This is a genomic window from Curtobacterium sp. MCLR17_055 (assembly GCF_003234305.1).
Classification (GTDB): Bacteria; Actinomycetota; Actinomycetes; order Actinomycetales; family Microbacteriaceae; genus Curtobacterium; species Curtobacterium flaccumfaciens.
This window is the reverse complement of the sequence record NZ_QKSX01000004.1, coordinates 133,430-159,971: the sequence shown is the minus strand read 5'-3', so window position 1 is coordinate 159,971 and position 26,542 is coordinate 133,430. Positions and strand designations below refer to the sequence as shown.

Below are 26,542 nucleotides of genomic sequence, written 5' to 3'. Positions count from 1 at the left end.
CGAGGATCGTCCCCGTGTCCGAAGCCCCCGACGACGAATTCGCCGACCTGCCCGCCCTCGCCAGCGCGAGCGGCGTGACCACACCGCTCCGCGCCTCCAGGCAGGTGGTCCGCACTGCGGACGGGCAGGAGACCTCCGCGATCCGGTGGGGCGACGACGGCCAGGAGGCCCGGATCACCTACCTGCACGGGCTCGGCATCGACGCCCACAGCTTCGACACCACGGCACTCGCCGTGGGCGAGCCGGCGGTCGCCCTCGACCTGCCCGGCCACGGCCGGTCGTCGTGGCGGGAGGACGCCGACTACGCGGCGGCCGCGACGGCGCCGAGCGTGCTCGCCGCGCTCGACGCGCTCGCGGTGCCGCCGGGCATCGTCGTCGGGCACTCGCTCGGCGCCATCCTGTCGGCTCGACTCGCGGCCACCGCGCCGGAGCGGGTCACCGGACTCGTGCTCGTCGACATGTCGCCGGACTTCGCGCAGCGTGCCGTCGACCGGATCGCCCGCGCGCTCGAGGCCGAGGAGCCGTTCGAGTCGCTCGAGCAGGTCGTCGACCGGGCGATCGAGGCGCGGGTCGGCGACGACCGGCAGGTGCTGCTGCGCGAGGCCCGGCACACGACGGCCCTCGGTGCGGACGGGCGACTCGTGCGCCGTCACCACTTCCCGCACCTGCCCGCCGGGCGGACGTCGTCGGTGGGGCGCTTCGCCGATGCGTGGCCGGACCTCGAGGCCCTGCGCGTGCCGATCCTGCTCGTCCGGGGTGACCGCGGGTACGTCTCCCCGAAGCTGCACGCCGGGTTCGCCGAACGCCTGCCGGACGCCGAGATCGTGACGGTGACCTCGCGGCACGCGGTGCAGAACCAGGCACCCCTCGAACTGGCTTCGGCGATCCGGGCATGGGCGGAGCGGCACGGATTGTTGCACCCGATCGAAGAACCGTCGCCGGACGGCACCAGCCGCCGGTACCCTCGTGCGAGCGCGAGGCCCGATCCCAGCCCTCGTGCCCGGAAGGAACCCACCACCCCATGAGTCCGCTCCTGCCCCGTCGCACCGCGCGCACCTCGCGCATCGGGCGCGCTGCCCTCGCCGCCACCGCGATCGCCGTCGTCTCCGCCCTGGCGCTGGCCGGCTGCTCCGGCTCGTCCGACACCACCGGCGGCAAGGACGCCACGGTGCGTGTCGGGCTGGTGCTCGAGCCGACGAGTCTCGACATCCGCACCCAGTCCGGGGCGGCGCTCGACCAGGTGCTCATCGACAACGTGTACCAGGGGCTCGTCGGCCGGACCGCCGACGGCGAGATCCGTGACGTGCTGGCCTCATCGCACGAGGTGTCGAAGGACGGCCTGACCTACACGTTCACGCTGCGGGACGGCACGACGTTCCAGGACGGCAAGCCGGTCACCGCAGCCGACGTCGTGTGGTCGCTCGAGCAGGTCAAGTCGAACGACTCGTACGTCGACTCGGCCAAGCTCGCGGGCGTCACGTCGATCACCTCGCCGTCGGACGACTCCGTCGTGCTGCAGCTGGCGAAGCCGGACTCCGACCTGCTCTGGAACCTGACCGGCCGCTCCGGCCTGGTGCTCGAGAAGGCCGCGGACAACGACCTGTCCGACAGCGCGAACGGCACCGGTCCGTTCGAGGTCGCGAGCTGGAAGCAGGGCGACTCGCTCACCTTCGACCGCAACGAGGACTACTGGGGCACGAAGGCGAAGGTCGCGAAGATCGTCTTCCGGTACATCACGGACCCGTCGACCGCCGTCAACGCGATGGCGAACGGTGACCTCGACGTCCTGAACCCCGTTGACGGCACGCTCAAGAGCCAGCTGCAGGGCAACGCCGACATCGCGCTGCACAGCGGCAAGACCACCGACAAGTACACGCTCGCGTTCAACGACCGCAAGGAACCCTTCACCGACGAGCGCGTGCGCCGGGCGATCCGGCAGGCGATCGACGCGAAGGCGCTCATCAAGGCGATCGGCGGCACCGGCGTGGAGCAGGGTGGCCCGATCCCGGAGCTCGACCCCGGCTACGAGGACCTCACCGACATCGACGCGTACGACCCCGCGAACGCGAAGAAGCTCCTGGCCGCCGCCGGCCAGGAGGACCTGAAGCTGACGCTCACCTACGCGAACATCTACCCGACCACGATCGGCGACGTGCTGAAGTCGCAGCTCGCCGACGTCGGGATCACCCTGACGGTCAAGCGCGTCGACTTCGCCACCTGGCTGTCCTCGGTGTTCCAGGCACCGAAGTCCGGCGAGCGGGACTTCGACCTGTCGATGGTCGACCACGTCGAGGCCCGTGACTTCGGCAACTGGGCGAACCCGGACTACTACTTCGGCTACGACAACCCGAAGGTGCAGGCCCTCTACGCCCAGTCGATCGCGGCGACCGACGAGGCCACGAAGACCGAGGCACTCCGCAAGGCTGCACGCATCGTCAGCGAGGACGCGGCCGGCGAGTGGCTCTACACGGCGACCGAGATCACCGCGGTGCGCTCCGGCGTGACGGGCTTCCCGGTCGACGGCGGCAACTCGCGCCTCGACCTGGCGAAGCTCGCGGTCAAGTGACCCGGAGCGGCCGCGGCGGGGTGTCCGTCCCCGTAGCATCGGTGTCGTGACCCGGTTCCTCATCGGGCGGGTGCTCCTGCTCGTCGTCGGCCTGCTCGTGGCGAGCGTCATCATCTTCGCCACGCTCCGCGTGCTGCCCGGTGACGTCGCCCAGGTCGTCGCCGGCACGCAGTCGACCCCCGCGCAGGTGGAGCAGCTCCGGCAGCAGCTCGGACTCGACCGGCCCGTCGTGGTGCAGTACCTCGACTGGATCGGCGGGGTGTTCCGTGGTGACCTCGGCCGCTCGCTGGTGACGAACGGTGCCGTCGCACCGGAGATCGCGCAGAAGCTCGCGATCACCCTGCCGCTCGCCGCGATGTCCCTGGCGACCGCCCTGGTGATCGGCGTCCCGCTCGGGGTGGTCGCCGCGGTGCTCCGTCGACGCCCGGGCGGTGCGGTGATCGGGTTCGCTGCGCAGGCCGTCGCCGCCGTGCCCGTCGTGTGGGCCGGCATGCTCCTCGTCGCCCTGTTCGCGGTGACGCTGCACTGGCTGCCGACGCAGGGCTTCCCGCTCGACGGCTGGTCGGAACCCGGGCGAGCGTTCTCGTCGCTCGTACTGCCCGCGCTGACGATCGGTGCCGTCGAGGGCGCCGTGATCCTCCGGTTCACCCGGTCCGCCACGCTCTCCGTCCTCGATGCCGACCACCTGCGCACCGCCGCCGCCGTCGGGCTGACCCGCACGCAGGCGCTGCTCCGCCACGGTCTGCCGAGCGTCGCCCTCACGGTGCTCGCCGTGCTCGGGGTCCAGATCGCCGGGCTGCTCGTCGGTGCCGTCGTCGTCGAGCAGCTGTTCTCCCTGCCCGGGGTGGGCCGGATGCTCGTGACCGACGTCGGCCGCCGCGACATCACGAAGGTGCAGTCGGAACTGCTCGTGCTCACCGGACTCGTGCTGCTCGTCGGGTTCGCCGTCGACGTCGTGCACCGCACCCTCGACCCCCGACAGCGCGAGGTGCAGGGATGATCCGCCGTCTGGTGTCCCGACCGACCGGGGTCTTCGCCGTCGTCGTGCTCGGCCTGCTGCTCGTGCTCGCCGCCGTGTCGCTCGTCTGGACACCGCAGAACCCGTTCCGCGCCGACCCGTTCCACCAGTGGGAGGGGCCGAGCGCCGCGCACTGGTTCGGCACCGACGCCGCCGGCCGCGACATCGCGAGCTACCTGCTCGCCGGCACCCGCACCACCGTGCTCGTCGCCGTGGGCTCCGGGGTGATCGCGAGCGTCGTCGGGATCGTCCTCACCGCGATCGGTTCACTCACCGCCCGCTGGGTGCGCGAGGGCACCGCGGTCCTGCTCGACATCCTGGTGGCGTTCCCGACCCTGCTCACCGCGATGCTCCTGACCGCGGTGTTCGGCGGGTCGCTCGGCGTGGTGATCGTCAGCGTCGGGCTGTCCTTCGGCGTGACGATCGCCCGCGTGGCCCGCGGTGAGATCCGGCGGATCGCCCGGAGCGACTACGTGACCGCGGCCCGGGCGTCCGGCGTTGGCGGCGCCGGGGTGCTCTTCCGTCACCTGGTGCCGAACGCGGCGCCGCTGTTCACCGTGCAGCTGTCACTCGCGATGGCTACGGCGGTGCTCGCCGAGGCCGGGCTGTCCTACCTGGGCTACGGCGCCGGATCGGACACCGCGTCCTGGGGCAGCCTGCTGTCCGACCTGCAGACCTACATCGGGGTCCACCCGTGGAGTGCGACCTGGCCGGGAGCCGCCATCGCGATCGTCGTCGCGGCACTGTCGTTGCTCGGCGACGCGGTGCGGGACGCCTCGGACCCGCGGCTGACGACGAGCGACCGGAGCGCCGACGACCGTCACAGCGATCCGGCGACGACCACCCCGGGGGTGACCGCATGACCGCCGACGCACGCGACGGATCCGGCCCAGCCGGCCCAGCCGGCACCGACGCGACCACCGCAGCCTCCGGGCTCGAGGTGCGCGGGTTGTCGGTCCGCATCACGGGGCGGACGATCCTCGACGACGTCAGCTTCACCGTGCCTCCCGGCCAGCGCGTCGGCGTGATCGGCGCGAGCGGATCCGGCAAGTCGATGACCTCGCTCGCCCTGATGGGCCTGGAGCCCGCCGGCGCCGTCGTGACCGGCAGCGTCCGCCTGGACGGCGCCGAACTCGTCGGCCTGCCCGACCGCGAGCGCGCGCGACACCGTGGATCGGGCATCGCGATGGTGTTCCAGGAGCCGGGCACCGCGCTCGACCCGCTGCGGCGGGTCGGCGCGCAGATCGCGGAGCCGCTCCGGTTGCACCGCGGGCTCGACCGACGCGCGGCGCGCGCGGCAGCCGTCGACCTGGCGGCGTCGGTGGGCCTGCCCGACCCGGAGTCGCTGCTGCGGCAGTACCCGCACCAGCTGTCCGGCGGACAGCGGCAGCGGATCTGCATCGCGATGGCGATGGCGGGCGAGCCGTCGTACCTGGTGGCCGACGAGCCGACCACGGCGCTCGACGTCACCACCGAGGCCCGCATCCTCGACCTGTTCGAGCACCTGCCGGCGGGCATGGTGTTCGTCACCCACGACCTCGCCGTGCTCGCGCGCATCGCCGACACCGCCGTGGTGCTCGACGCCGGCCGGGTGGTCGAGCAGGGGCGCGTCGCGGACCTGCTCGCCGCACCGCAGCACCCCGCAACGGTCGCGCTCGTCGACGCCGCACGTGCCACCGCCAGGAGGACCGCCCCGTGACCCTCCCCGTCCTCGAGGCCACCGGTCTCCACCGCGCCTACCGACTCCCCCGCCGCGGCCCGTTCGAGCCCGGTCCGGTCCGCACCGCCGTCGACGGCGTCGACCTGACGGTCGCCCCCGGCGCACGGCTCGGCATCGTCGGCGAATCGGGATCCGGCAAGTCCACGCTGGTCCGGCTGCTCGCCGGCCTGGAGGCCCCTTCCGCCGGCGCCGTCGCCGCCTCCGGCCGTCCGGTGGTCGCGTCCCGGTCCGCGCGTGCGTTGCGCTGGTTCCGTCGCGAGACCGGGGTGGTGTTCCAGGACCCCTACGCGTCCCTCGACCCGCGGATGCGCGTCGGCGCGATCGTCGCCGAGCCGCTGCGGGCCCTGCAGGTCCCGGGGTCGCACGACGACCTGGTCCGTGCCGTGCTGGAGCGCGTCGACCTGCCCGCCGACACGGTCGACCGGTACCCGCACGAGTTCTCCGGCGGGCAGCGGCAGCGGATCGCGATCGCCCGGGCCGTGGTGCACTCGCCCCGGATCCTGTTCGGCGACGAGCCGATGAGCGCTCTCGACGTGGTGGTCCGCGCCCGGGTGATCGAGCTGTTCCGGTCGCTCGCCGACGACCTCGGGCTGACGCTCGTGCTGGTGTCGCACGACATCGGGGTCGTGCAGCGGCTGTGCGACACGGTCGCGGTGATGTCCGACGGCCGCATCGTCGAGCACGGGCCGGTGTCGCTCCTCGATGCGCCGCAGCACCCGGTGACGCGGGCGTTGGTGGCGGCGGCGCCGACGCTGCCGTAGGTGGCGGGCGGGGCGGCACGGCGGGCGGCGGGCGGCGGCGCACCGTGCGCGTTCCGCCGCTCGGTGCGAGCTTGCCCGCACGGAGCCGGCCTACAAGGCCGCACCGAACAAGCAACGCCGCACCACACGCATGAAACCGCACCGTGCGCCAGACAGGAGGCACGGCACCAGCCCGCCCCGCGCCTCCAGACCAGACGCACACGAGTCCACCGCACCGTGTGCACCCCGCCACTCCGTGCGGGCTTGCCCGCACGGAGCCGGCCTACACGGCCGCACCGGACAAGCAACGCCGCACCACACGCACGAAACCGCACCGTGCGTGCCCCGCCACTCCGTGCCGGCTTGCCCGCACGGAGCCGGCCTACAAGGCCCCACCGGACAAGCAACGCCGCACCACACGCACCAAACCGCACCGTGCGCCAGACAGGAGGCACGGCACCGGCCCGCCCCGCGCCTCCAGACCAGACGCACACGAGTCCACCGCACCGTGCGCACCCCGCCACCCCGTGCGGGCTTGCCCGCACAGAGCCGGCCTACAAGGCCACACCGAACAAGCAACGCCGCACCAGCCGGACAACGCCGCACGGTGCGCCGCGCACCCGAGCGCCCGCCCCCGCACCCGCGCACCCGAGCGGCCCCGGGCCTCCCGTCAGGCGGTCCAGGCAGCCGGGTGCCGCCGCTGCCAGCGCAACCGGCGCTCGAGCTGCGCGCCGATCGCGAGCAGGACGCGCTCGCCGCCGGGGCGCCCGATCAGCTGCACGCCCATCGGCAGCCCGCCACCGTCGGGGTGGTCGTCGTCGGTCACGCCGACCGGCAGGGTGATCGCGGGGAGCCCGGACACGTTCGCCATCGACGTCCACGGCGAGTAGGCGCACTGGCGGCGGAAGTCCTCGTCGGGGTCGTCGCCGTACCAGCCGAGAGGCCGCGGCGTCATCGCGAGGGTCGGCGTGAGCACCGCATCGAACCGGTCGAACGCGCCGATGAGCGTCGTCGAGAAGGTGTCGAGCGTCGACATCGCCTCGAGGACCTGCGTGCCGGACAGCGCCTGCCCGCGCGCCACGAGCCACGCCACGAGCGGGGTCAGCGCCGACAGGTCGATCCCGGGCACCTGCGGCAGTCGGGCGGCCGAGCTCTCCCACGCCACCCGGAACGCCTCGGCGTACGGCACACGGGGCATCCGGACGTCCTCGACGCCGTGCCCGACCTCGCCGAGCACCCGCACGGCGGTCTCCACGGCAGCCCGTGCAGCGGGGTCGACGACCACGTCAACGGTGTCGTCCCACGGCGAACCGTCGAGCACCCCGACGACGAACCGGCCCTCGCCGCGGACGGCGGCCGCGGTGAACGGCCCCTCGCCGACGTCGGGGGTGACGAGCGCGTAGGGCGACGGCTCCGGCAGCCCGGTCGGCGCGACCAGCGCGTCGAGCAGCATGCCCGCGTCGGCGACGGACCGGGCGAGCGGCCCGGCGACGGACAGGCCGCCGACGCCGGAGCGGCCGGGCATCGACGGCACGCGGCCGCGGCTCGGCTTCAGGCCGACGAGCCCGGTCGCCGCGGCGGGGATCCGCACCGATCCGCCGCCGTCCGACCCGACCGCGGCGGGCACGAGTCCGGCGGCGACGGCGACGGCCGCACCGCTCGACGACCCGCCCGGCGCGCGCGCGGTGTCGTAGGGGTTCCGCGTCACGCCGAGCCGGGTCTCGGACGACGAGGACATGCCGAACTCCGGTGACGCGGTCTTGCCGAGGCTGACGGTGCCGGCCGCGTCGAGCGCGGCGACGAGCGGGTGGTCTGCCGACGCGGGCCGCTCCGGCAGGCTCGCGGTGCCGTTCCGCGTGGGGACGCCGGCGCGGTCGTACAGGTCCTTGTCGGCGGACGGGAGGCCCCACAACGGTCGCGACGTCGGCACCAGGTGGCCGAGGCGATCGGCTCGGGCCCGGGCCGCGTCCGCGGTGACCGTCACGAAGGCGCCGAGTCCGGCGTCCAGGCGTTCCACGCGGGCCAGGTAGTGCTCGGTGACCTCGAGGGCGGTCGCCTCGCCCCGGCGGATCCAGTCCCAGAGTTCCTGTGCGGAGAGGTGGTGGAGTTCGAACACGGCAACGAGCCTAAGCGGCGGTGGCCCGTATCCTTCGACGGTGGACACCACTCTCCCCTCCGGCACGACGAAGCGCCGGATCGAACTCCGGCTCGTCCGACCCCTGTTCGCCTGGTTCGCCCGGCCGACCGTCACCGTCGACGGGGTGGGGCACCCGGCCCAGTGGGGCACCGGCACGTGGGCGGTGCCGGACGACGGCGACACGGTGATCGGCGTGTACCTGTTCAACCGCGCGTGGCGGTTCGGGGCGGCCTCGGTGTCGGTCGGCGGCGCGACGGCGCTCGAGTACCGGGGCGGGCTGCTGCCGGTGGGTGCGGGTCGGCTGGCGCCCCGGGGCTGAGGGTCGCGCCGGGCCGGGCACGGTCTGCCCGGGCGGCTACTCGAACATCTCGGCGAGGAGCGCGTGCGGGTCCCCGTCGACCACGTGCGCCGATCGTCGCTCCGGCCAGTGCGTCGTGGCGTCGTCCGGCCAGCACGGCACGACGTGGAGGTGCAGGTGCGGCACGCTCTGGCCGGCGTCTGCACCCGATGCCTGCAGCACGACGGTCCCGGTCGCGCCGAGCGCCCCCTTCATCGCACGGGCGACGCGCTGCGCCAGGGCCGTGGTGGCGGCGAGCGCCGTGGGTCCTGCACTGAGCAGGTCGGCGGTGTGCTCGACCGGCACGACCAGGGTGTGGCCCGGAGCCAGCGCCGAGTCGGGCAGGGGTGCGAAGGCGACGGCGTGCTCCTCGCGTTCGACCCACGTCGCGGGTTCGTCACCGGCGATCACGGCACAGAAGACGCAGGAGTCCATCGGCCCAGTCTGCTGCACGTGGGGTGCCCGCTCCGCGTGGGACGATGGGCGCATGACCGCCACGCTCGTCGCCAAGGGCCTGTCCGGCGGGTACGCCGCTCGCACGCTGTTCGACTCCCTCGACCTGACGGTGGCGCCCGGTGACGTGATCGGCGTCGTCGGTGTGAACGGTGCGGGCAAGTCCACCCTGCTCCGACTGCTGGCCGGGGTCGACGAGCCGCTGGCCGGCACGGTGTCCCTGGCACCGACGGACGCGTTCGTGGGGTGGCTCCCCCAGGAGCACGAGCGCATCGCGGGCGAGACCGTCGCGGCGTACCTCGGGCGGCGGACCGGCTGCACCGAGGCGACGGCGACGATGGACGCAGCGGCGGCGGCGCTCGGGGACCCCGACGCCGGCGACGCAGCGGCCGACCGGTACTCGGCGGCGCTCGACCGCTGGCTCGCCGCGGGGGCCGCCGACCTGGAGGACCGGATCCCGGCGGTGCTCGCCGACCTCGGCCTCGAACCCGGCACCGGCGACTCCGGTGCGGACGGCGTCGGCCCGGACTCCCTGATGACCGCGCTGTCCGGTGGGCAGGTCGCCCGCGTCGGGCTCGCCGCGCTGCTGCTCTCGCGGTTCGACATCGTCCTGCTCGACGAGCCGACCAACGACCTCGACCTGGACGGCCTCGACCGGCTCGAGGCGTTCGTGCGCGGGCTGCGCGGCGGGGTGGTGCTCGTCAGCCACGACCGTGAGTTCCTGGCGCGCTCGGTGACCTCGGTGCTCGAACTCGACCTGGCGCAGTCGTCGAACCGGCTGTTCGGCGGCGGGTACGACTCGTTCCTCGAGGAGCGCGAGATCGCCCGGCAGCACAAGCGTGACGCGTACGACGAGTTCGCGTCGACGAAGGCCGACCTGGTCTCGCGGGCACGGACGCAGCGCGAGTGGTCGAGCCAGGGTGTGCGGAACGCCATGAAGAAGAGCCCGGACAACGACAAGATCCGCCGTCGTGCCGCCTCGGAGTCGAGCGAGAAGCAGGCGCAGAAGGTCCGGCAGATGGAGTCCCGCATCGCCCGGCTCGACGAGGTCGAGGAGCCGCGCAAGGAGTGGCAGCTCGAGTTCACGATCGGCAGCGCACCCCGGTCCTCGGCCGTCGTCGCGACGCTGTCGAACGCCACGTTCACCCAGGGCGACTTCACCCTCGGACCGGTCTCGCTGCAGGTCGACGGCGGTGACCGGATCGGCATCACCGGCCCCAACGGCGCCGGCAAGTCCACCCTGCTGCGGGCGCTGCTCGGCAAGCAGGCGCCGACGACGGGCACGGCCTCGCTCGGGTCCAGCGTCGCGGTCGGCGAGGTCGACCAGGCGCGTGCGGCGTTCACCGGTGACCAGCCCCTGGCAGCGGCGTTCGAGGCGATCGTCCCCGAGTACACGACCGCCGACGTCCGGACGCTGCTCGCGAAGTTCGGGCTGAAGGCGGACCACGTCGGCCGACCGGCCTCGGCGCTCTCCCCCGGCGAGCGCACCCGGGCCGGACTCGCGCTGCTGCAGGCCCGCGGGGTGAACGTGCTCGTCCTCGACGAACCGACCAACCACCTGGACCTCACCGCGATCGAGCAGCTCGAGCAGGCACTGGAGTCCTACGACGGGACCCTGCTGCTCGTCACACACGACCGGCGCATGCTGGAGACCGTCCGACTCGACCGGCAGTGGCGGGTCGAGGGCGGCACCGTCACCGAACGCTGACGGATCGACCGAGGGGGAAGCACCATGCGACGCAACACCTGGATCGCGACGACTGCCGGGGTGGTGGTGCTCGCCGTCGCTGCCGTCGTGGTGGGGGTGACCGTCGGGTCGCCAGCACCGGAGCCGACCCGCGCGGCCCGGGCCACGACGACACCGACCCCGAGCGCCACGCCGAAACCGAAGCCGACGCTCGCGGCCGTCCCCGCTGCACCGTCCGACGCGACCCTGGCCGCGCTGCCGTTGGCGTTCCACGACGCCGTCGTGCCGCAGTTGCTCGACGGCGGGGACGTGGAGCCCGAGGACACGTGGCAGATCGCGACCCCGCGCACGCAGCTCGTCGCCCTGTACGCGAGCCCGTCGAGCCGCGCCCGGCCGGTGGCGACCCTGTCCCACCTGGTGTCGACGATCAATCGACCCGCGGCGACCGCGGTGTGGGGTCGCTCCCCCGGCCGGGACGGCGGGATGCTCCTGGTGTCGACGCCGTCCCGCAACCGCACCCCCGGTGACGGCGGCGACCCGGACGCCCCGAGCGCGACGTTCGCCTGGGCCCGGGCCGCCGACTTCACCGTGACGCGCACCGACCGGATGATCACGGTCGACGTCGCCGCCAGCACCGTGTCCGTCGTCACCCGGTCGGGCAAGGTCACGGCAACCGAGGCCGCCCGGCTCGGGACGCCGGAGGACCCGACACCGACCGACACCGCCACCTACGTCGAGGCGGCGTACGTCGACACCCGCGTCGCGTACACGCAGGGCAACCCGATCATCCTGACCGGGGCGCACTCGTCCCGGATCCCGTCGTACGGCGGCAACGCGGCGCTGACCGCGTTGCACTACTACCCGGACCCGACCGGCAGCTCGCACGGCTGCGTCCGGATCTCGGCGGAGATGACCCGCACCCTGGCGGCGCTGCCCGTCGGCACCCCGATCCGGTTCAGCTGAGCGACGGGCCGGCGGACACCGGGGCGGGAACCGACCGGGTCAGTGGAACGGGCAGCGGCCCCGGACCTCGCCGCCCGAGGCCGGCTTCGTCGGCAGTCGGCGGCGGTCGACCTGGAGCCCGTCGTCGAGGATCGTCAGCCGCGGGTCGCTCAGCACCGAGACCGCGGCCGCGAGTGCGGCGATCGCGACCTTCTCGCCGGGGCACCGGTGCCCCGTGGCGACGTCGGCACCGCCGTGCGGGACGAACGTCGTGATGGACTCGAAATCGTCCACGCCGAGGAACCGCGACGGGTCGAACTCGCCGGCACGCTCCCACGAGCGCTCGTCGGTGTCGGTCCCGGTGATGTCGAGCACCACGCGCCCGCCGGCGGGCAGGTGTTCGCCGTCCAGCTCGACGTCCGTGGTGGCCCAGGCGGGCAGCATCGGCACGAACGGCGCGGTCCGGCGGATCTCCTGCGCGAAGGCGACGGCGAGCGGGCCGTCGACGCGTGGCTCGACGGCGAGCGGACCATCGACGCGCGGCCCGTCGGCGAGCGGCCCGTCAGCGACCTCGGCCGCCGCCGCGCTCTCGGCGGCGATCCGTTCCCGCCACTCCGGCCGGTCGTGCAACTCCTTCGCCGCGAACGCCACGAACCGGGCCACCGCGATGGCCGGCCGGATGCTGTTCTGCAGTTCGATGCCGGCCAGCCGCGCCGGCAGCAGCGCCCCGGAGGGGTCCCGGTGCCACGCCCACTCGTGCAGGGCGGTGTGCGGCTCGGGGGTCAACTGGCCACCGCGCACCGCCTCGACCAGCCGCCGGGCGTGCCGGTCCGACCAGTGCCGGTTCAGGACGGCCTGCAGGTACTCCGGTGAGTACGGCACCCCGAAGCCGTCGACGACCTGGGCGAGCCGTGCCGCCCACCGGGTCTTCGCCGCCGGCGTCCCGGGCAGCCCTGCCCACCGCATGACGGCGCGGCCGATCGCACCGACGGCCGCGTCGTACGCCGACCGGGTGCCACCGGCGAGCCAGGCGTCGCGTTCGGTCGCCCACTCGTGGGTCAGCAGGGGTGCGAGGCGCCGGACCTGCTCGTCCTCGTACGCGACGTCGACGAAGGTGGCCTTGCGGTGGTGGTGCTCCGCCCCGTCGAGACTGTGCACCGAGCCGACGCCGAAGAGCGTCCGCTGCACGATCGCCGGCATCGCGCCGTGGCGTGCCGTGCGGTCGCCGTCGTAGAACAGCCCGACGCCCTCGGCACCACGCACGAGCAGCGCCGGACGTCCGAGCAGTCGGAAGCCCACCGCCCGCGCCCCCGGACGGGTCCGGCGCCACAGGTGGGCACCGAACCCGTAGCCGCGGGTCAGGAGCGAGAGGGAGTCGTCGATCGCCATGTGGCCATGCTGCCGAGCGCCGCCCGATCAGGCTCTCGGGATCCGGACCAGTCCGAGCCGCGCCACGACCTCGGCGCTCTCCTCTTCCGGGGTGCGGTCGGCGGCGATCGTCAGGTGGGCCTCGTCGGACTGCGGCGGCTCGAGCGTGGCGAGCTGCGACTGCAGCAGCGACGTCGGCATGAAGTGCCCGGAACGCTGCGACATCCGCTCCTCGATGAGGGCACCGTCACCGGCCACGTGCACGAACACCACCCCGGGGGCCCGCAGCACGTCGCGGTACGAGCGCTTCAGGGCCGAGCAGGTCACGACGCCGTTCGTGCCGGCGTCCAGGTGTCCGCGGATCCAGCCGGCGACGACGTCGAGCCACGGCCAGCGGTCCTCGTCGGTGAGCGGGGTGCCGGCGTGCATCTTGTCGACGTTCGCCGGCGGGTGCATCGCGTCGCCCTCGGCGAACTCCCACCCGACCTGCTCCGCCACCATGGCGGCGACGGTCGACTTGCCGGACCCGGAGACCCCCATCACCACCAGGACGCGGGCGTCCAGCCCGGCGTCGGCCGCACCGGCAGCAGCAACTCCTCCTGCGCCGCTCATCGGATGAACACCCCGGCCAGCAGGACCCCGAGCAGACCGAACACCGAGATGAGGCACTCGAGCACCGTCCACGTCTTGAACGTCTGCCCCACCGTGGTGCCGAGGTACCCCTTCACCAGCCAGAACCCGGCATCGTTCACGTGCGACAGGAACACCGAGCCGGCACCGATCGCGAGCACGAGCAGGGAGGTCATCGGCGTCGACAGGTCGGCGGCGATCGGCGCCATGATGCCGGCGGCGGTCACCGTGGCGACCGTGGCCGACCCGGTCGCCACGCGGACCAGTGCCGAGACGACCCAGGCGACGAGCAGCACCGAGACGCCGGAGTCCTTGACGGCGTCGGCGATCACGCCGCCGATGCCGGTGTCGATGAGCACCTGCTTGAAGCCACCGCCGGCACCGACGATGAGCAGCACCCCGGCGATCGGGGGCAGCGCGCTCTCGAGCGACTTCGACACCGCCGATCGGTCCATCCCACCGCCGATCGCGAAGAAGACCATCGCGTAGACGGCCGCGATGCCGATGGCGATCATCGGCGAACCGAGGAAGTCGAGCAGGCTCACCCACGAGCCGGCGGCGTCGGGGGCGGTGGCCTCTCGGATCGCCTGGGCGAGCATGAGCACGACCGGCAGCAGGATGCCGATCAGGGCGACGGTGAACGACGGGCTGCGCGGCTCGCTGATGACGCGCGTGAAGTCGCTCTTGCCGTTGGGCAGGGACGCGGTGTCCTGCGTGGCGGGGCCGCGCCGGGCCTCCCGTCCGGGGTGTGCCGGGTCGTCGGCGAAGGCGGCGGACCCGGATCCCGACCCCGGCCCGGCGGTGGCGACCGCCCCGCGCGACCCGAACATGTCGGGGACGGGGATGTCGACCCAGCGGGCCGCGAAGCGGGCGAAGAGCGGCCCGGCCAGGATGATCACCGGGATCGCCAGCACGATGCCGAAGGCGAGCGTGGTGCCGAGGTTCGCGCCGACGGTGGAGATGGCGACGAGCGGGCCGGGGTGCGGCGGGACGAACGCGTGCATCGTCGACAGGCCGACCAGGGCGGGGACGGCGATCTTCATGATCGGCACCTCGCTCCGCTTGGCGACCAGCACGATGATCGGGATGAGCAGGACGAGCCCGACCTCGAAGAACATCGGCAGCCCGATGAGCGCACCGATCAGGGCCATCGTCCACGGCAGCGCTGCCTTCGACGACTTCCGCACCAGGGTGTCCACCACGCGGTCCGCTGCGCCCGAGTCGACGAGCATCTTGCCGAACATCGCCCCGAGCCCGACCAGGATGCCGACGCTCGTCATGGTCGCGCCGAAGCCGTCACCGAAGCTGGTGACCGCCTTGTCGGGAGCGAGCCCTGCGCCGATGCCGACGCCGAGCGCGCCGATCGTGAGCGCGATGAACGGGTGCACCTTCAGCCAGGTGATGAGCGCGATGATCACCACGATGCCGGCGAGTGCCGCGATGATCAGCTGCGGGATCGAACCGGACGGGTCGACCGTCTCGGTGGTGCCACCTGCGGCGAGCAGGTGGTCCGGGAGAGCGTGAGGCATCAGCGCCCCTTCCTGGAGTCGCTGCTGCGCGGCTCCGTCGCCTTCGTGTCGAGGGTGGACTGGCGCGACGAACGCCGACCCTCAATAATCTGATTAATCAGACTATACGACGTCGTCCCGCGCGCCAACCGCCCGTCCCCGGAGTCTGCCGCTTCGATGGGACCGGCGTCACGACGACCGCGTGACCCGTACTGCACGGAGGAAACGATGCCCACCGCACGCGGACTGCACGCCCACGTGCTCGACACCCTGGGCCAGCGGATCGTCGACGGCGACCTGGCCACGGGTTCCGTCGTGCGACCCGAGCTGGTCGCCGACGAGTTCGGGGTGTCCCGCTCCGTCGTCCGCGAGGCCCTGCGCGTCCTGCAGTCCCTCGGCCTGGTCGAGCCCCGCCAGCGGGTCGGCACGCTCGTCCGCGACATCACCGCGTGGGAGCTGCTCGCCCCCACCGTGATCCGGTGGCGCGGTACCTCACCGGCGTACTTCGTGCAGCAGCGCGAGCTCGTCGAGCTCCGGCTCGGCGTCGAACCGGTCGCGGCGTCCCTGACCGCCGGCTCCGCGGGCGCGGACGCCGTGCTCGCCGCCGCCGAGGACATGCTCGACGCCTGTGGACGCGAGGACAGCCGCGCCTACCTGGAGGCCGACGTCCGCTTCCACCGTGCACTGCTCACCGGGTCGGGAAACGCCGTGTTCGCGCACTTCGCCGGCACGGTCGAGGCGCTCCTGCGCACCCGCACGTCGGAGTCGCGGGACCCCATCACGCGCTGGACGCGCGAGGCGGCACTCCGGCACCAGGCGGTCGGGCGCGCAGCGGTCGACGGTCACGCGGACGCCGCCGCGGCGGCGGCCACCGCGCTGCTCCGCGTGACGCGCGACGAGTTCATCACCGAGGCGCCGGCAGGCTGACGCGACCGGGCGACGGCCTGGAGGCGCGTGCCGGGGCCGCCACGGGCCTCCCGTCCGCCCCGCGGCCGCGTCTCGAGCGTGACGGACGTCCGTCAGGTCCGGCGCGTCGACCGCGTCGGCTCCGTCAGCGTCGTCGCGCGAACAGCCGCGGGCCGCGCAGGCGGAGCCGCATCGTGACGGTGCCGAGCCAGCGGTCGTACTTGTAGCCGACCTTGCCCATCCGGCCCACTTCCTCGAAGCCGAGCCGCTCGTGCAGCCGGATCGACGCCTCGGCCTGGCGGTCCGCGATGACGGCGACGACCTCGCGCACGCCGGCCGACCGGCACTCGTCGAGCAGCGCCTCCATCAGCGCGCGGCCGAGCCCCTTGCCACCGGACGCGGCGCCGAGGTAGATCGAGTCCTCGACGACGTGGTTCGAGCGGTCCCGCGGGTTCCACGCGTCGACCAGGGCGTACCCGAGGATCTGCCCGGCGGGGTTCTCCGCCACCAGGAACGGCAGGCGGCGCTTCCGGATGTCGTCGTAGCGCTTCTTCCACGCGGCGTACGTGAACGCCGCCGGGTCGAAGGTCACCGACGAGTTGCGGACGTAGTGCGTGTGGATCTCGCGCACGTGGGGCAGGTCCCCCACCTCGGCCGCACGGATGCGGTACTCGAAGGCCGTCTCGGTCGCCGCCGGGGCACGCAGGTGTCGCGGCAGGACCCGCCGTCGCTGGTATTCCTCCTCGAGCACGTGCCGAGCCTACTGAGCGGGCAGCGTCCAGTCGACGGGCGGTGCGCCCTGCGACTCGAGCAGCGCGTTCACCTGCGAGAACGGGCGGCTGCCGAAGAACCCGCGCGACGCGCTGAGCGGGCTCGGGTGGGCCGACGCGACGACCGGGGTGTCGCCGAGGAGCGGTCGCACCGAACCGGCCTGGGCGCCCCAGAGCACGGCGACGAGCGGGGTGCCACGGGCGACCAGGGCGCGGACGGCCTGGTCGGTCACCGCTTCCCAGCCCTTGCCGCGGTGGCTGCCGGCCTCGCCCGCCTGCACGGTGAGCACCCGGTTGAGCAGCAGGACGCCCTGGTCGGACCACGCACGCAGGTCGCCGTGCGGCGGGGGCGTCACCCCGAGGTCGTCGGCGAGCTCGCGGTAGATGTTCGCCAGGCTCCGCGGCACCGGACGGACGGCCGGGTCGACGGCGAAGGACAGCCCGATCGGGTGGCCCGGCGTCGGGTACGGGTCCTGCCCGACGACCAGCACCTTGACGGCGTCGAACGGGCTCGTGAACGCGCGGAGCACGTCGCCGCCGGCGGGCAGGTAGTGGCGACCGGCTGCGGTCTCGTCGCGGAGCCACGCGCCGATCCGGCGCACGTCGGGCTCGACCGGCGCGAGGGCATCGGCCCAGCCGGGGTCGACCAGGTCGGCGAGCGGCCGTGGTTCCACGTCGGCTACGCGCCCATGGTGGCGACGGCCACCGACTCCTCGCCGGCCATCACGCGCCAGACGCTGCCGGTCCCGCGGACCTCGAGCGCGCCCTCGCCGACGACGAGCGTGGTGTCCTCGTCGATCGCGAGTCCGGCGGTGACGAACTCGGCCTCGGCGCTGGCGATGAGCCGCGCGAGCGTGCCGGCCTGCACCGCGTGCACGTCGATGGTCAGGTCGACCAGGCCGAGGCCCTCGCGGAGCTCGACCTCGTCCAGCCCCTCGGACGCCGCCTCGGGGCAGATCTCGACGCCGCCGATGCGCCAGCCGCCCACCAGGGCGCGGTCGGCGGCGATCATCGCACCGGCCGAGTAGCCGAGGTAGGGCAGCCCGTCGGAGACGAGCAGCCGGAGCTGGTCGACGAGCGGGGCGATCGCCGCCAGGTAGTCGGGGGTGACGCCGCCGCCGACCACCAGGGCGTCGACGTCGCTCAGGACGGTGGTGTCGAAGACCTGACCGGCCGCGACCTCGGTGACGAGCACCTCGGCCGTGCGCGGGCCGCCGAGGACCTCGGCGATGTCGGCCGTCGACGACGGGCTGCCGCCGTCCGGGCCCGCCACGGAGAGCAGGGCGATGCGCGGGATGCTCCGGCCGACCGCTGCCGAACGGGCGGTCGCCTCGGCGAGGAACGGTGCTGCGGCGTCCGAGGCGGCGAAGAGACCGCCCCCGACCAGGTGGATGCTCACGACTCGGCCGTCACGGGGGCGAGGGCGCTCCACGGGAACGTGATCCAGCCGTCGACCCGGCGCCACACGTGGTCGGGCTCGAGGACCGTGCCGGGCTTCGAGTACAGGCAGGCGCTCCGGACGTCGGCACCCGCGTTCCGGATGATGTCGACCACCAGGCGCAGGGTGCGGCCGGAGTCCGACACGTCGTCGACGACGAGGACCCGCTTGCCGGCCAGGCTCGGGGCGTCGAGGGCGGGGGCGAGCACGACCGGCTCCTCCAGCCGCTGCTCGACGTCGGTGTAGAACTCGACGTTGATCGAGCCGCACTCCTTGGTGCCGAGGGCGTACGCCACGGCGCCGGCGATGATCAGTCCGCCGCGGGCGACGGCGACGACGACCTCGGGCTCGAAGCCGCTGGACAGGACGTCCTTGGCGAGCAGGCGTGCGGCGTCACCGAACTCGAGCCAGCCGAGTACCTCGGGCCCGCTCGTCACGGTCACGGTGGACGGAGCCGCGGGCTCGGGTTCGCTGCTGATCGGCATCCGACCACGGTACCGGCAGGGAGCCCGCGCCCGCGACCCGCGGCAGCAGCCCGGGCGCTGCGCGGGTCCGGCGCGGGTCGGCTCAGCGGGGCGTCAGCGGGCCGCGCGCCAGCTTGTGCTGCGCCGACTGCGCCACCGGCCGGATCGTCACGAGGTCGAGGTTCACGTGTGCCGGCAGCTCCACCGCGTGCACGATCGCCTCGGCGACGTCGTCGGCCACGAGCGGCTCCGGCACGTCGTCGTACACCGCAGCGGCCTTCTGCTCGTCCCCGCGGAACCGGGTGAGCGCGAACTCGTCGGTCTTCACCATGCCCGGCGCGATCTCGACGACCCGGATCGGCTCGCCGTTCAGTTCGAGCCGGAGCGCGCCGACCAGGGCGTGCTCGGCGAACTTCGCGGCGTTGTAGCCACCACCGTTCTCGTACGCGACGAACCCGGCGGTGCTGGTCACCGTGACGATGTCGGCGCTCCCGGACTCCCGAGCGCGGTCGCGCAGGTGCGGCAGCAGCGCGGAGACGACCCGCTTCGTGCCGATCACGTTGACCTCGAACATGGCGCGCCAGTCGTCGACGTCGGACTCCTCGACGCTCGCCGAACCGAACGCCCCACCCGCGTTGTTCACGAGCACGTCGGCACCGCCGAGGTCCGCGACCCGCGCGGCGAGCACCGCCACGTCGTCGGCGTCCGTGATGTCGGCGACCAGGGTGTCGGCCCCGGTCTCCGCGGCGAGCGCCTCGAGCTTCGCGGCGCGGCGGGCCACGGCGAGCACGTCCCAGCCCCGCGACCGGAACAGCCGGACGGTCGCCGCCCCGATGCCCGAGCTCGCTCCGGTGACGACTGCGCGCCGTGCTGCCATGTGATCTGCCTCCTGCGTCTGTGGCCGGGCACGTGGTGGCCCGGTCCGCCCACCGTACCGAGCGGGACGCTTCCGGCACCGCACCGGGCCGTCCAGGTCACGATCCGGTAACGTGACCGGCGATGACGACGGATGCCGCCCCTCCCGCCCCCTCGGCCCCGGCGACGCAGCTCGAGCCCGGTCGAGCCCCGCGCCGGATCCCGATGTGGGACACCGCGCGGTTCGTCGCGGTCACGCTCGTGGTCATCGGCCACGCGATCCAGCGGCAGACGCCGGCGAGCGAGCACGCCCTGGCGCTCTACACGTTCATCTACGCGTTCCACATGCCGGCGTTCGGTGTGATCAGCGGCTACTTCTCGTCGGCCGACACCCCGACGGCGAGGCGGATGCGCCGGACGATCACGGACATCGTCGTGCCGTACATCATCATGCAGACGATCTGGACCGTGGTGCAGGGCATCGTCGAGGGCGGCAAGGACTTCAACCCGACGAAGCCGACGTGGACCCTGTGGTTCCTGCTGGCCCTGGGCATCTTCAAGCTGATCCTGCCGTACCTGGCGCAGCTGCGGTGGCCGCTGTTCTGGGCGGTCGTGTTCAGCATCGGCGTCGGCTACTTCGACAACGTCGACTCCACCCTCTCGCTGTCCCGCGCGATCAGCCTGCTGCCGTTCTTCCTGCTCGGGTGGCAGGTCAAGCAGTGGGGCGTCTTCGACCGCTGGTACGAGGCGTCCCGCCGCACGGTCGTCCGGGTGCGGATCGCCGCCGTCGTGGTGTTCGCGGCGTGGGCGGTGTCGTGCGCGGTCTGGATCCCGCAGTTCAAGGAGTTCGACCTGCACCACTGGTTCTTCTACGACGACTCCTACTCGGGGCTCGGCGAGGACGCCTGGTGGGCGGGTGCGGTGCGCTTCGGCCTGATGCTGCTCGCGACCCTGCTGACGGCGTCGTTCCTGGTGCTCATCCCCCGTCGGAACATCTGGATCACCCGGTTCGGCGCGGCGACGATGTACGTCTACCTGCTCCACACGTTCGTGCTCTACCCGATCCGGGAGTCCGGCGTCCTGGCCGGCGAGCACTCGGCCTGGCCGTTCGTGCTCCTCATGGTCGTCATCGCGTGTGCCGTCAGCCTCTTCCTGGCGCAGCCCTTCGTGCGGCGCGGGATGCGGTGGCTGCTCGAGCCGAAGGTCGACTGGCTGTTCCGTCGCGACGCGTGACATTTCCGCGCAAGCAGTCGTCTTCGCTGCGCTCAGTCGGCAGCGCGCGACGTCGCGGCAGGCCGCGACCGATCCCCCGTGGTCGCCGCCGTCAGCCCCGGGCACCATCCTGACCGGGAGGCGCGGGGCGGGACCGGCGGGTGCGTTACGTCCCGAGGCGGGCGCGGTGGTGCGGGCCCGGCCACCTGCGTACCGTGACACCCGACGCACAGCCGCGCCGCGCCTCCAGGCCGAGCGCAGGGCGACCCGACGACCAGCCGCACCGGACAGGAGCACCAAGATGACCGAGCACGACGCCGCGCAGTGGCAGTTCGAGACCACCCAGGTCCACGCCGGCGCACAGCCGGACCCGACCACCGGGGCTCGGGCGACGCCGATCTACAAGACGACCTCGTACGTCTTCGCGAACTCGGACGAAGCGCGCGACCTGTTCGCGCTCGCCAAGCCGGGCAACATCTACTCCCGGATCATGAACCCGACGAACGACGTCGTCGAGCAGCGGATCGCCGCGCTCGAGGGCGGGTCCGGGGCCCTGCTCGTCGCGTCCGGCCAGGCTGCCGAGACCTACGCGGTCCTGAACATCGCGGGGGCGGGTGACCACATCGTGTCGTCGTCGTCGATCTACGGCGGCACGTACAACCTGTTCAAGTACACGCTGGCGAAGCTCGGCATCGAGACGACGTTCGTCGAGGACCAGGACGACCTCGAGGAGTGGCGCCGCGCCGTCCGCCCGAACACGAAGCTGTTCTTCGCCGAGACCATCGGCAACCCGAAGATCAACGTCCTCGACATCACGGGCGTCAGCGACGTCGCCCACGAGTCCGGCGTCCCGCTGATCGTCGACAACACGATCGCGACGCCGTACCTGATCCGTCCGTTCGAGCACGGCGCCGACATCGTGGTGCACTCGGCCACGAAGTTCCTCGGTGGCCACGGCACGGTCATCGGCGGGATCATCGTCGACGGCGGGAAGTTCGCCTGGTCGGAGCACGCCGACCGGTTCCCGGAGTTCAACACGCCCGACCCGTCGTACCACGGTGCGGTCTTCGCCGAGGCGGTCGGCAACGAGCTCGCCTACATCGTGAAGGCCCGGGTGCAGCTGCTCCGCGACCTCGGTGCGTCGAACTCCGCGGACACGGCGTTCGCGCTGCTGCAGGGCATCGAGACCCTGTCGCTCCGCATCGAGCGGCACGTGTCGAACGCGCAGGAGATCGCGGAGTGGCTCGACCAGCACCCCGACGTCGCAACCGTGGCCTACGCCGGGCTGCCGACGTCGCCCTGGTACGCGGCCGCGAACCGGTACGCGCCGAAGGGCGTCGGCGCCGTGCTCTCGTTCGAGCTCAAGGGCGGAGTGACCGCGGGCAAGGCATTCGTCGACAACCTGCAGCTCTTCTCGCACCTGGCGAACATCGGCGACGTCCGCTCGCTCGTCATCCACCCGGCGTCGACCACGCACTCGCAGCTCACCCCCGAGCAGCAGCTCACCACCGGGGTCACGCCCGGCCTGGTGCGCCTGTCGGTCGGCATCGAGAACATCGCCGACCTGAAGGCCGACCTCGAGGCCGGGCTCGCCGCGGCCCGGGCGATCGCGCAGGAGAGCCAGCGCGCGTAGGTCCCGCGCGGCCTGGCCTGCCTGCCTGGCTGGCTGCCGATGCGCGTGCATGTTGCGACGTCCCACGTGTCGATCGACACGTGGGACGTCGCTCGTTGCACACGCATCCGGTACGTGCGCATGGTGCGACGATCCACGAGTCGAACAACGCGCACGATGTCGGAACATGCGCGCGCACGGAACGGCGAGCACGGCCCGAAGGCCGGCCACGCGCCGGGCGTGACGTAACACGGCGGCGGCGACCCGCGCCTCCCGGCAGACTGGACGCACGATGGACTGGCAGACGACCCCCGAGGACTCCGTGCCGTCCACCCTGGTGCCCGGCACCGAACTCGGCACCCTCGGCAAGCCGCCCGTGACCGGTGCCTGGCGTCCCGGTGACCACCCGGGTGCACGCCACTTCGAGTCGCTCGGCGAGCAGTGGGTGCGCGGCGGCCGCCTGCCGTCCGTGCGCGTGGCGTACGAGACGTGGGGCACGCTCAACGCCGCCCGCGACAACGCGGTGCTCGTCCTCCACGCCCTGACCGGGGACTCGCACGTGACCGGTGCCGCCGGCCCGGGCCACCGCACCGCCGGCTGGTGGGGCGACGTCGTCGGACCCGGCCGGGCGATCGACACCGACCGGTGGTTCGTGATCGCGCCGAACATGCTCGGCGGCTGCCAGGGCACCACCGGGCCGTCGTCGGTGTCGCCGACGGGCGCGGAGTGGGGCGCACGGTTCCCGTTCGTGACGGTGCGCGACCAGGTCGAGGTGCAGGCGCAGCTCGCCGACCGGCTCGGCATCGAGACCTTCGCGGCGGTCGTCGGCGGGTCGATGGGCGGCATGCACGCCCTCGAGTTCGCGGTCTCGCACCCGGCGCGCGTGCGGCGGCTGGCGGTCCTCGCGTCGACGGCGCAGACCACCGCCGACCAGATCGCGGCGAACTCGCTGCAGCGGGCGGCGATCCAGATGGACCCGGCGTTCGCGGGCGGCGACTACTACGAGGCCGACGTCGGCGAGGGCCCGCACCGCGGACTCTCGCTGGCCCGGCGGATGGCGCTGATGACCTACCGGGCGTCGGACGAGCTGAACAGCCGCTTTGCGCGGTCCTGGCAGAGCGACGTCTCCCCGCTCGGCGACGACGGCCGGTTCTCGGTGGAGAGCTACCTCGACTTCCACGGCAACAAGTTCACCCGGCGGTTCGACGCCTCGAGCTACGTCACGCTGACGTACGCGATGGACTCGCACGACGTCGGCGCCGGGCGCGGCGGGGTGTCGGCGGCACTCGGGCTCGTGACCGCGCGGACCCTGGTCGTGGGGATCTCGAGCGACCGGCTGTTCCCCGTCGAGGACCAGCACCGGATCGCCGCGGGCGTGCCGGACGCGCTCGACGGGGACTCCGCAGCGGTGATCGAGAGCGAGTTCGGACACGACGGGTTCCTCATCGAGCACGAGCAGGTCGGGGCGCACCTGCGGCGGTTGCTCGAGTCCTGAGCGGTCCCGCCAGCCACCGCGGCGCGCCGAAGACCCCCCAACGGGTGGCGCGCGTGGAATGATGGCGTGGAGCCCGGCACTGACCGACGCTCGGTTTCCCGCACCACCCAGATCGTCACCAACCAGGACATCGATGGACTTCATCGCACAGGAACGCGACCGCTTGCTGCGGTCGGCGACCCGTGTCGTGGGCATCGTCTGCGCGCTCGTCAGCGTCGTGGGCATCCTCTCCGCCGCCGCCGTGCCCACGCCGCCCCTCATCGGGGCACTCCTCTGCATCGCCGCGATGATCACCGCCCTCGTGTGCTTCGCTCGCGGCGGCGAAGTGTGGTGGACCGCCGCCATCGTCGTCGCCGGACTCGCCACGATGGTGCTGCTCTTCACCGGAGTCCCCGACTCGGCGCGGCCCCTCGTCGCCAGCGCCGTCATGCCCCTGGCCGCCGGCGGGCTCTCGGCACCGCTGATGGCCCAGCGCGGGCACCCGGTCGGTCTCGGCATCACCATCGCCGGCGGCGGCGCCGTGGTGGTGCTCATGGTCTGGGGATCGGGCTCGCTCCTGTCGACCCCGGTCAGCGGCGCACTGCTCGGGTGGGTCCTGATGGCCGTCGTGGCGATCTGGATCTCGCGCAGCATCCCCCGCGTCGCCCGCCGCATCTACAGCATCGGCACCGCCCACCGCGCCGAACGGCAGGCCAGCGAGACCGAGGCGCAGCGCCGCCAGGGTGCCCGCCTGCTGCACGACACGGTGCTCGCGACCCTGACGCTGCTGGCGCACTCCGGCGTCGGCGTCTCCGAGCAGGCCATGCGCGAGCAGGCCGCCGAGGACGCCCGACTGCTGCGGCACCTGCGCCTCGGTGCGACCCCGCAGCCCTCGCAGTCCGGTGACTACTCGCTCACCCGCGAAGAGGAATCACCCCTCGGGCAGACCCTGGAGTCCGTCAAGCAGCGCTTCGGTCGGATGGGGCTCGAGGTCAGCTGGCACGGCACCGGGCAGGTCCTGCTGCCGTCGAACGTGCTCGACGCGTTCCTCCTCGCGCTCGGCGAGTGCCTCGAGAACGTCCGTCGACACGCCGGCGTCGGCGAGGCCCACGTCACGATCGTCCACGACAACGAGGTCGTCCGCGCGATGGTCACCGACTCCGGCGTCGGCTTCGACCTCACCACCGTCAGCGCCGAACGACTCGGCTTCAAGGAGAGCGTCGTGAACCGCCTGCGCGAGGTCGGCGGCGACGCGAAGCTCTTCTCCGCGCCGGGCTCCGGCACCACCGTCGTCCTGGAGGCACCGCGATGACCCGGGTCCCCGAGGACACGATCGGCCGCAGCCTGCCCGGCGAGACCGCTCCGCCTGCACCCCGCACCCGCCGCGAGGCGCGCGAGCGGTACCGGACGAGCGAGCGCCGGCAGGCCAGAGGGCTCCCGTCGACGTCCACCGGTGCCCGGTCCCTGCGGCAGGCCGCCAAGCCCGGCGCCTCGCTCGGTGCCGGCTACCTCGGCCTCGGCGCCGCGGTCCTCACCGCGATCGAGGCCGTCGCCGGCATCGCGTTCTTCCTGGTGCGCTGGAACGAGTACTCCGACCCGTGGTTGCCCGCGGTCGCCTGGGGGCTCTACGTCGTCGCCGCCGTCGGGGTCGGACTCAGCGTCCTCACCTACGGCGAACGGCTGACGGGTCCGGCCTTCGCGTTGATCTGCGTCGTGCTGGCCTGCGTGGTCACCCTCGACTTCATCGGCATCTGGCCCGAGCACGACATCGCCCACACCGCGACCGCGTCGATGGCCGCCGGGTTCGCCCTGCTGCCGATCGCCACGCTCCGCCCCGCCCGCGAGGTCGCCGTCGCCATCGGTGCGCTCGGCATCGCGTTCATCGTGATGGCCGTCGCGTCGACGCCGATCACGCACGACACCATGCCCGGCATCGTGTCCCTGCTGTCGCTCGTCGTCGTGCCACCGGCACTCGCGCTGTACGTCGTGCAGCGGTTCCGCCAGCTCGTGCAGCGCGAACTCGACCGGGTGCTCGTGCAGAGCAACGTGCAGGCGCCGCAGTTCGCCGTCGGCATGCTCGCCTCGGACGAGCTCGCCCGGCTCGACCTGGCCGCCGAGAAGCTGCTCGACGCCGTCGCGAACGGCACCGACCCGCTGCCGCTGTCCGACGCCTCGAGCTCCGTCGCCGCGTCGCTCGCCACCGAGCTCCGCCTGCACCTGATCGAGGGCCGTCGCGAGACCTGGCTCTACCACGCGATCACCGAGTCCGACCACCTCGGTCGCTCGGTGAGCGTCGCCGACCCGACCGCCCTGGCGGGGCACCTCTCCCCCACCCAGCGCGACGGGCTGCTGCAGGCGATCTGGCAGATGGTCGGCGACGGCCGCACCGCGCAGCCCGGCATGCCCGTCGTCTCCGTCACCCTCGGTCCGATCGGCTCCGACGGTCACCCGGTCAGCGACGACACGATGGACGTCCCCGTCGTCATCGAGTCCCGCGGGGTGCCCCGTCGCAGCCTCGGCCCGACGGCCTGGAGCGCGCTGCAGCGCATCGGCCCGTACACCGAGACCGTCCGCGACGGCGCGCTGCACATCGTCGCGCACTGCGTCGTGAACCGACATCCGTCGATGTAGCTGCCGGACACCCGCACGCCTGACCGACTTCCGGCCCGCATCCTCCTAGGATCAGCCGAGCAATCCGCACCGAG

25 protein-coding genes are annotated in these 26,542 nt (G+C 73.1%); 15 read left to right on the top strand and 10 right to left on the bottom strand.

What is annotated here, in order from left to right; genetic code table 11:
• Positions 1-14 precede the first annotated feature (14 nt).
• Genes DEJ09_RS05365 through DEJ09_RS05340 form a run of 6 tightly spaced genes read left to right on the top strand, consistent with a single transcriptional unit; the run spans position 15 to position 6,065 of the window.
• Entirely contained in the window at positions 15-1,025 is a 1,011-nt protein-coding gene (locus tag DEJ09_RS05365; RefSeq protein WP_163343553.1) for an alpha/beta fold hydrolase, read from the top strand.
• Positions 1,022-2,566 (top strand): ABC transporter substrate-binding protein, encoded by a 1,545-nt coding sequence (locus DEJ09_RS05360; protein WP_111087841.1) that lies wholly within the window; start codon positions 1,022-1,024, stop codon positions 2,564-2,566. The genes DEJ09_RS05365 and DEJ09_RS05360 overlap by 4 nt, the downstream gene beginning before the upstream one ends.
• A 46-nt stretch (positions 2,567-2,612) precedes the next feature.
• A complete protein-coding gene (locus DEJ09_RS05355; RefSeq protein ID WP_111087840.1) occupies positions 2,613-3,566 on the top strand; it encodes an ABC transporter permease in 954 nt (317 codons plus the stop codon).
• Positions 3,563-4,447, top strand: a complete 885-nt coding sequence (locus DEJ09_RS05350) for an ABC transporter permease (RefSeq protein ID WP_111087839.1) — start codon at positions 3,563-3,565, stop codon at positions 4,445-4,447. The genes DEJ09_RS05355 and DEJ09_RS05350 overlap by 4 nt, the downstream gene beginning before the upstream one ends.
• Positions 4,444-5,283 (top strand): ABC transporter ATP-binding protein, encoded by an 840-nt coding sequence (locus DEJ09_RS05345; protein WP_181433270.1) that lies wholly within the window; start codon positions 4,444-4,446, stop codon positions 5,281-5,283. The genes DEJ09_RS05350 and DEJ09_RS05345 overlap by 4 nt, the downstream gene beginning before the upstream one ends.
• Complete coding sequence (locus DEJ09_RS05340; protein WP_111087838.1) at positions 5,280-6,065, top strand: ABC transporter ATP-binding protein; 786 nt, start codon at positions 5,280-5,282, stop codon at positions 6,063-6,065. The genes DEJ09_RS05345 and DEJ09_RS05340 overlap by 4 nt, the downstream gene beginning before the upstream one ends.
• A 649-nt stretch (positions 6,066-6,714) precedes the next feature.
• Here DEJ09_RS05340 and DEJ09_RS05335 read toward each other — a convergent pair.
• Complete coding sequence (locus DEJ09_RS05335) at positions 6,715-8,160, bottom strand: amidase (protein ID WP_111087837.1); 1,446 nt, start codon at positions 8,158-8,160, stop codon at positions 6,715-6,717.
• Positions 8,161-8,200: 40 nt separating this feature from the next.
• Between DEJ09_RS05335 and DEJ09_RS05330 the strand changes: the two genes are divergently transcribed.
• A complete protein-coding gene (locus DEJ09_RS05330) occupies positions 8,201-8,500 on the top strand; it encodes a hypothetical protein (protein ID WP_111087836.1) in 300 nt (99 codons plus the stop codon).
• Positions 8,501-8,536: 36 nt separating this feature from the next.
• Here the strand turns inward: DEJ09_RS05330 and DEJ09_RS05325 are convergent, their stop codons facing one another.
• Complete coding sequence (locus tag DEJ09_RS05325) at positions 8,537-8,953, bottom strand: HIT family protein (protein WP_110895066.1); 417 nt, start codon at positions 8,951-8,953, stop codon at positions 8,537-8,539.
• Positions 8,954-9,005: 52 nt separating this feature from the next.
• On the opposite strand from DEJ09_RS05325, the gene DEJ09_RS05320 reads away from it, so the two are divergent.
• Both DEJ09_RS05320 and DEJ09_RS05315 read left to right on the top strand, forming a co-directional pair.
• A complete protein-coding gene (locus DEJ09_RS05320) occupies positions 9,006-10,679 on the top strand; it encodes an ABC-F family ATP-binding cassette domain-containing protein (RefSeq protein ID WP_071404584.1) in 1,674 nt (557 codons plus the stop codon).
• A 24-nt stretch (positions 10,680-10,703) separates the two neighbouring features.
• Positions 10,704-11,621 (top strand): L,D-transpeptidase, encoded by a 918-nt coding sequence (locus DEJ09_RS05315; RefSeq protein ID WP_111087835.1) that lies wholly within the window; start codon positions 10,704-10,706, stop codon positions 11,619-11,621.
• A gap of 39 nt (positions 11,622-11,660) precedes the next feature.
• Here DEJ09_RS05315 and DEJ09_RS05310 read toward each other — a convergent pair whose 3' ends face one another.
• Genes DEJ09_RS05310 through DEJ09_RS05300 form a run of 3 tightly spaced genes read right to left on the bottom strand, consistent with a single transcriptional unit; the run spans position 11,661 to position 15,127 of the window.
• Positions 11,661-12,989: a cytochrome P450 gene (locus DEJ09_RS05310; RefSeq protein ID WP_111087834.1), complete on the bottom strand. Its 1,329-nt coding sequence runs from the start codon at positions 12,987-12,989 to the stop codon at positions 11,661-11,663.
• Positions 12,990-13,016: 27 nt separating this feature from the next.
• Complete coding sequence (locus DEJ09_RS05305; RefSeq protein WP_110864025.1) at positions 13,017-13,580, bottom strand: gluconokinase; 564 nt, start codon at positions 13,578-13,580, stop codon at positions 13,017-13,019.
• A complete protein-coding gene (locus DEJ09_RS05300; RefSeq protein ID WP_220034912.1) occupies positions 13,577-15,127 on the bottom strand; it encodes a GntP family permease in 1,551 nt (516 codons plus the stop codon). Before DEJ09_RS05300 ends, DEJ09_RS05305 begins: the two co-directional genes overlap by 4 nt.
• Before the next feature lie 207 nt (positions 15,128-15,334).
• On the opposite strand from DEJ09_RS05300, the gene DEJ09_RS05295 reads away from it, so the two are divergent.
• A complete protein-coding gene (locus DEJ09_RS05295; protein ID WP_181433269.1) occupies positions 15,335-16,033 on the top strand; it encodes a FadR/GntR family transcriptional regulator in 699 nt (232 codons plus the stop codon).
• Positions 16,034-16,157: 124 nt separating this feature from the next.
• On the opposite strand, the gene DEJ09_RS05290 is transcribed toward DEJ09_RS05295, so the two are convergent.
• From DEJ09_RS05290 to DEJ09_RS05270, 5 genes are all read right to left on the bottom strand, one after another.
• Positions 16,158-16,763, bottom strand: coding sequence for a GNAT family N-acetyltransferase (locus DEJ09_RS05290; RefSeq protein WP_027465815.1), 606 nt, complete (start codon positions 16,761-16,763; stop codon positions 16,158-16,160).
• A gap of 9 nt (positions 16,764-16,772) precedes the next feature.
• Positions 16,773-17,456, bottom strand: a complete 684-nt coding sequence (locus DEJ09_RS05285; protein WP_111087832.1) for a uracil-DNA glycosylase — start codon at positions 17,454-17,456, stop codon at positions 16,773-16,775.
• Positions 17,457-17,461: 5 nt separating this feature from the next.
• Positions 17,462-18,181 (bottom strand): Type 1 glutamine amidotransferase-like domain-containing protein, encoded by a 720-nt coding sequence (locus DEJ09_RS05280; protein WP_111087831.1) that lies wholly within the window; start codon positions 18,179-18,181, stop codon positions 17,462-17,464.
• Positions 18,178-18,705, bottom strand: coding sequence for a phosphoribosyltransferase (locus DEJ09_RS05275; RefSeq protein ID WP_051596753.1), 528 nt, complete (start codon positions 18,703-18,705; stop codon positions 18,178-18,180). Before DEJ09_RS05275 ends, DEJ09_RS05280 begins: the two co-directional genes overlap by 4 nt.
• An 82-nt stretch (positions 18,706-18,787) precedes the next feature.
• Positions 18,788-19,561, bottom strand: a complete 774-nt coding sequence (locus tag DEJ09_RS05270) for an SDR family oxidoreductase (protein ID WP_111087830.1) — start codon at positions 19,559-19,561, stop codon at positions 18,788-18,790.
• A gap of 122 nt (positions 19,562-19,683) precedes the next feature.
• On the opposite strand from DEJ09_RS05270, the gene DEJ09_RS05265 reads away from it, so the two are divergent.
• From DEJ09_RS05265 to DEJ09_RS05245, 5 genes are all read left to right on the top strand, one after another.
• Positions 19,684-20,772, top strand: coding sequence for an acyltransferase family protein (locus DEJ09_RS05265; RefSeq protein ID WP_111038592.1), 1,089 nt, complete (start codon positions 19,684-19,686; stop codon positions 20,770-20,772).
• A gap of 280 nt (positions 20,773-21,052) precedes the next feature.
• Complete coding sequence (locus DEJ09_RS05260) at positions 21,053-22,384, top strand: bifunctional o-acetylhomoserine/o-acetylserine sulfhydrylase (protein ID WP_111029199.1); 1,332 nt, start codon at positions 21,053-21,055, stop codon at positions 22,382-22,384.
• A gap of 271 nt (positions 22,385-22,655) precedes the next feature.
• On the top strand, positions 22,656-23,858 hold the full coding sequence (locus tag DEJ09_RS05255; RefSeq protein WP_111087829.1) for a homoserine O-acetyltransferase: 1,203 nt from the start codon (positions 22,656-22,658) through the stop codon (positions 23,856-23,858).
• Between the two features lie 133 nt (positions 23,859-23,991).
• A complete protein-coding gene (locus tag DEJ09_RS05250; RefSeq protein ID WP_111087828.1) occupies positions 23,992-25,149 on the top strand; it encodes a sensor histidine kinase in 1,158 nt (385 codons plus the stop codon).
• Positions 25,146-26,468, top strand: coding sequence for a hypothetical protein (locus tag DEJ09_RS05245; RefSeq protein ID WP_111038591.1), 1,323 nt, complete (start codon positions 25,146-25,148; stop codon positions 26,466-26,468). The genes DEJ09_RS05250 and DEJ09_RS05245 overlap by 4 nt, the downstream gene beginning before the upstream one ends.
• The last annotated feature ends 74 nt before the right edge of the window (positions 26,469-26,542 follow it).

Bases quoted from the DNA above. Each gene is read 5' to 3' on its own strand.
- DEJ09_RS05275 (WP_051596753.1), bottom strand. From the start codon at position 18,705: ATGCCGATCAGCAGCGAACCCGAGCCCGCGGCTCCGTCCACCGTGACC.
- DEJ09_RS05325 (WP_110895066.1), bottom strand. From the start codon at position 8,953: ATGGACTCCTGCGTCTTCTGTGCCGTGATCGCCGGTGACGAACCCGCG.
- DEJ09_RS05320 (WP_071404584.1), top strand. From the start codon at position 9,006: ATGACCGCCACGCTCGTCGCCAAGGGCCTGTCCGGCGGGTACGCCGCT.
- DEJ09_RS05345 (WP_181433270.1), top strand. From the start codon at position 4,444: ATGACCGCCGACGCACGCGACGGATCCGGCCCAGCCGGCCCAGCCGGC.
- DEJ09_RS05300 (WP_220034912.1), bottom strand. From the start codon at position 15,127: ATGCCTCACGCTCTCCCGGACCACCTGCTCGCCGCAGGTGGCACCACC.
- DEJ09_RS05255 (WP_111087829.1), top strand. From the start codon at position 22,656: ATGGACTGGCAGACGACCCCCGAGGACTCCGTGCCGTCCACCCTGGTG.
- DEJ09_RS05270 (WP_111087830.1), bottom strand. From the start codon at position 19,561: ATGGCAGCACGGCGCGCAGTCGTCACCGGAGCGAGCTCGGGCATCGGG.
- DEJ09_RS05305 (WP_110864025.1), bottom strand. From the start codon at position 13,580: ATGAGCGGCGCAGGAGGAGTTGCTGCTGCCGGTGCGGCCGACGCCGGG.
- DEJ09_RS05295 (WP_181433269.1), top strand. From the start codon at position 15,335: ATGCCCACCGCACGCGGACTGCACGCCCACGTGCTCGACACCCTGGGC.
- DEJ09_RS05315 (WP_111087835.1), top strand. From the start codon at position 10,704: ATGCGACGCAACACCTGGATCGCGACGACTGCCGGGGTGGTGGTGCTC.
- DEJ09_RS05260 (WP_111029199.1), top strand. From the start codon at position 21,053: ATGACCGAGCACGACGCCGCGCAGTGGCAGTTCGAGACCACCCAGGTC.
- DEJ09_RS05310 (WP_111087834.1), bottom strand. From the start codon at position 12,989: ATGGCGATCGACGACTCCCTCTCGCTCCTGACCCGCGGCTACGGGTTC.
- DEJ09_RS05360 (WP_111087841.1), top strand. From the start codon at position 1,022: ATGAGTCCGCTCCTGCCCCGTCGCACCGCGCGCACCTCGCGCATCGGG.
- DEJ09_RS05245 (WP_111038591.1), top strand. From the start codon at position 25,146: ATGACCCGGGTCCCCGAGGACACGATCGGCCGCAGCCTGCCCGGCGAG.
- DEJ09_RS05265 (WP_111038592.1), top strand. From the start codon at position 19,684: ATGACGACGGATGCCGCCCCTCCCGCCCCCTCGGCCCCGGCGACGCAG.
- DEJ09_RS05250 (WP_111087828.1), top strand. From the start codon at position 23,992: ATGGACTTCATCGCACAGGAACGCGACCGCTTGCTGCGGTCGGCGACC.
- DEJ09_RS05350 (WP_111087839.1), top strand. From the start codon at position 3,563: ATGATCCGCCGTCTGGTGTCCCGACCGACCGGGGTCTTCGCCGTCGTC.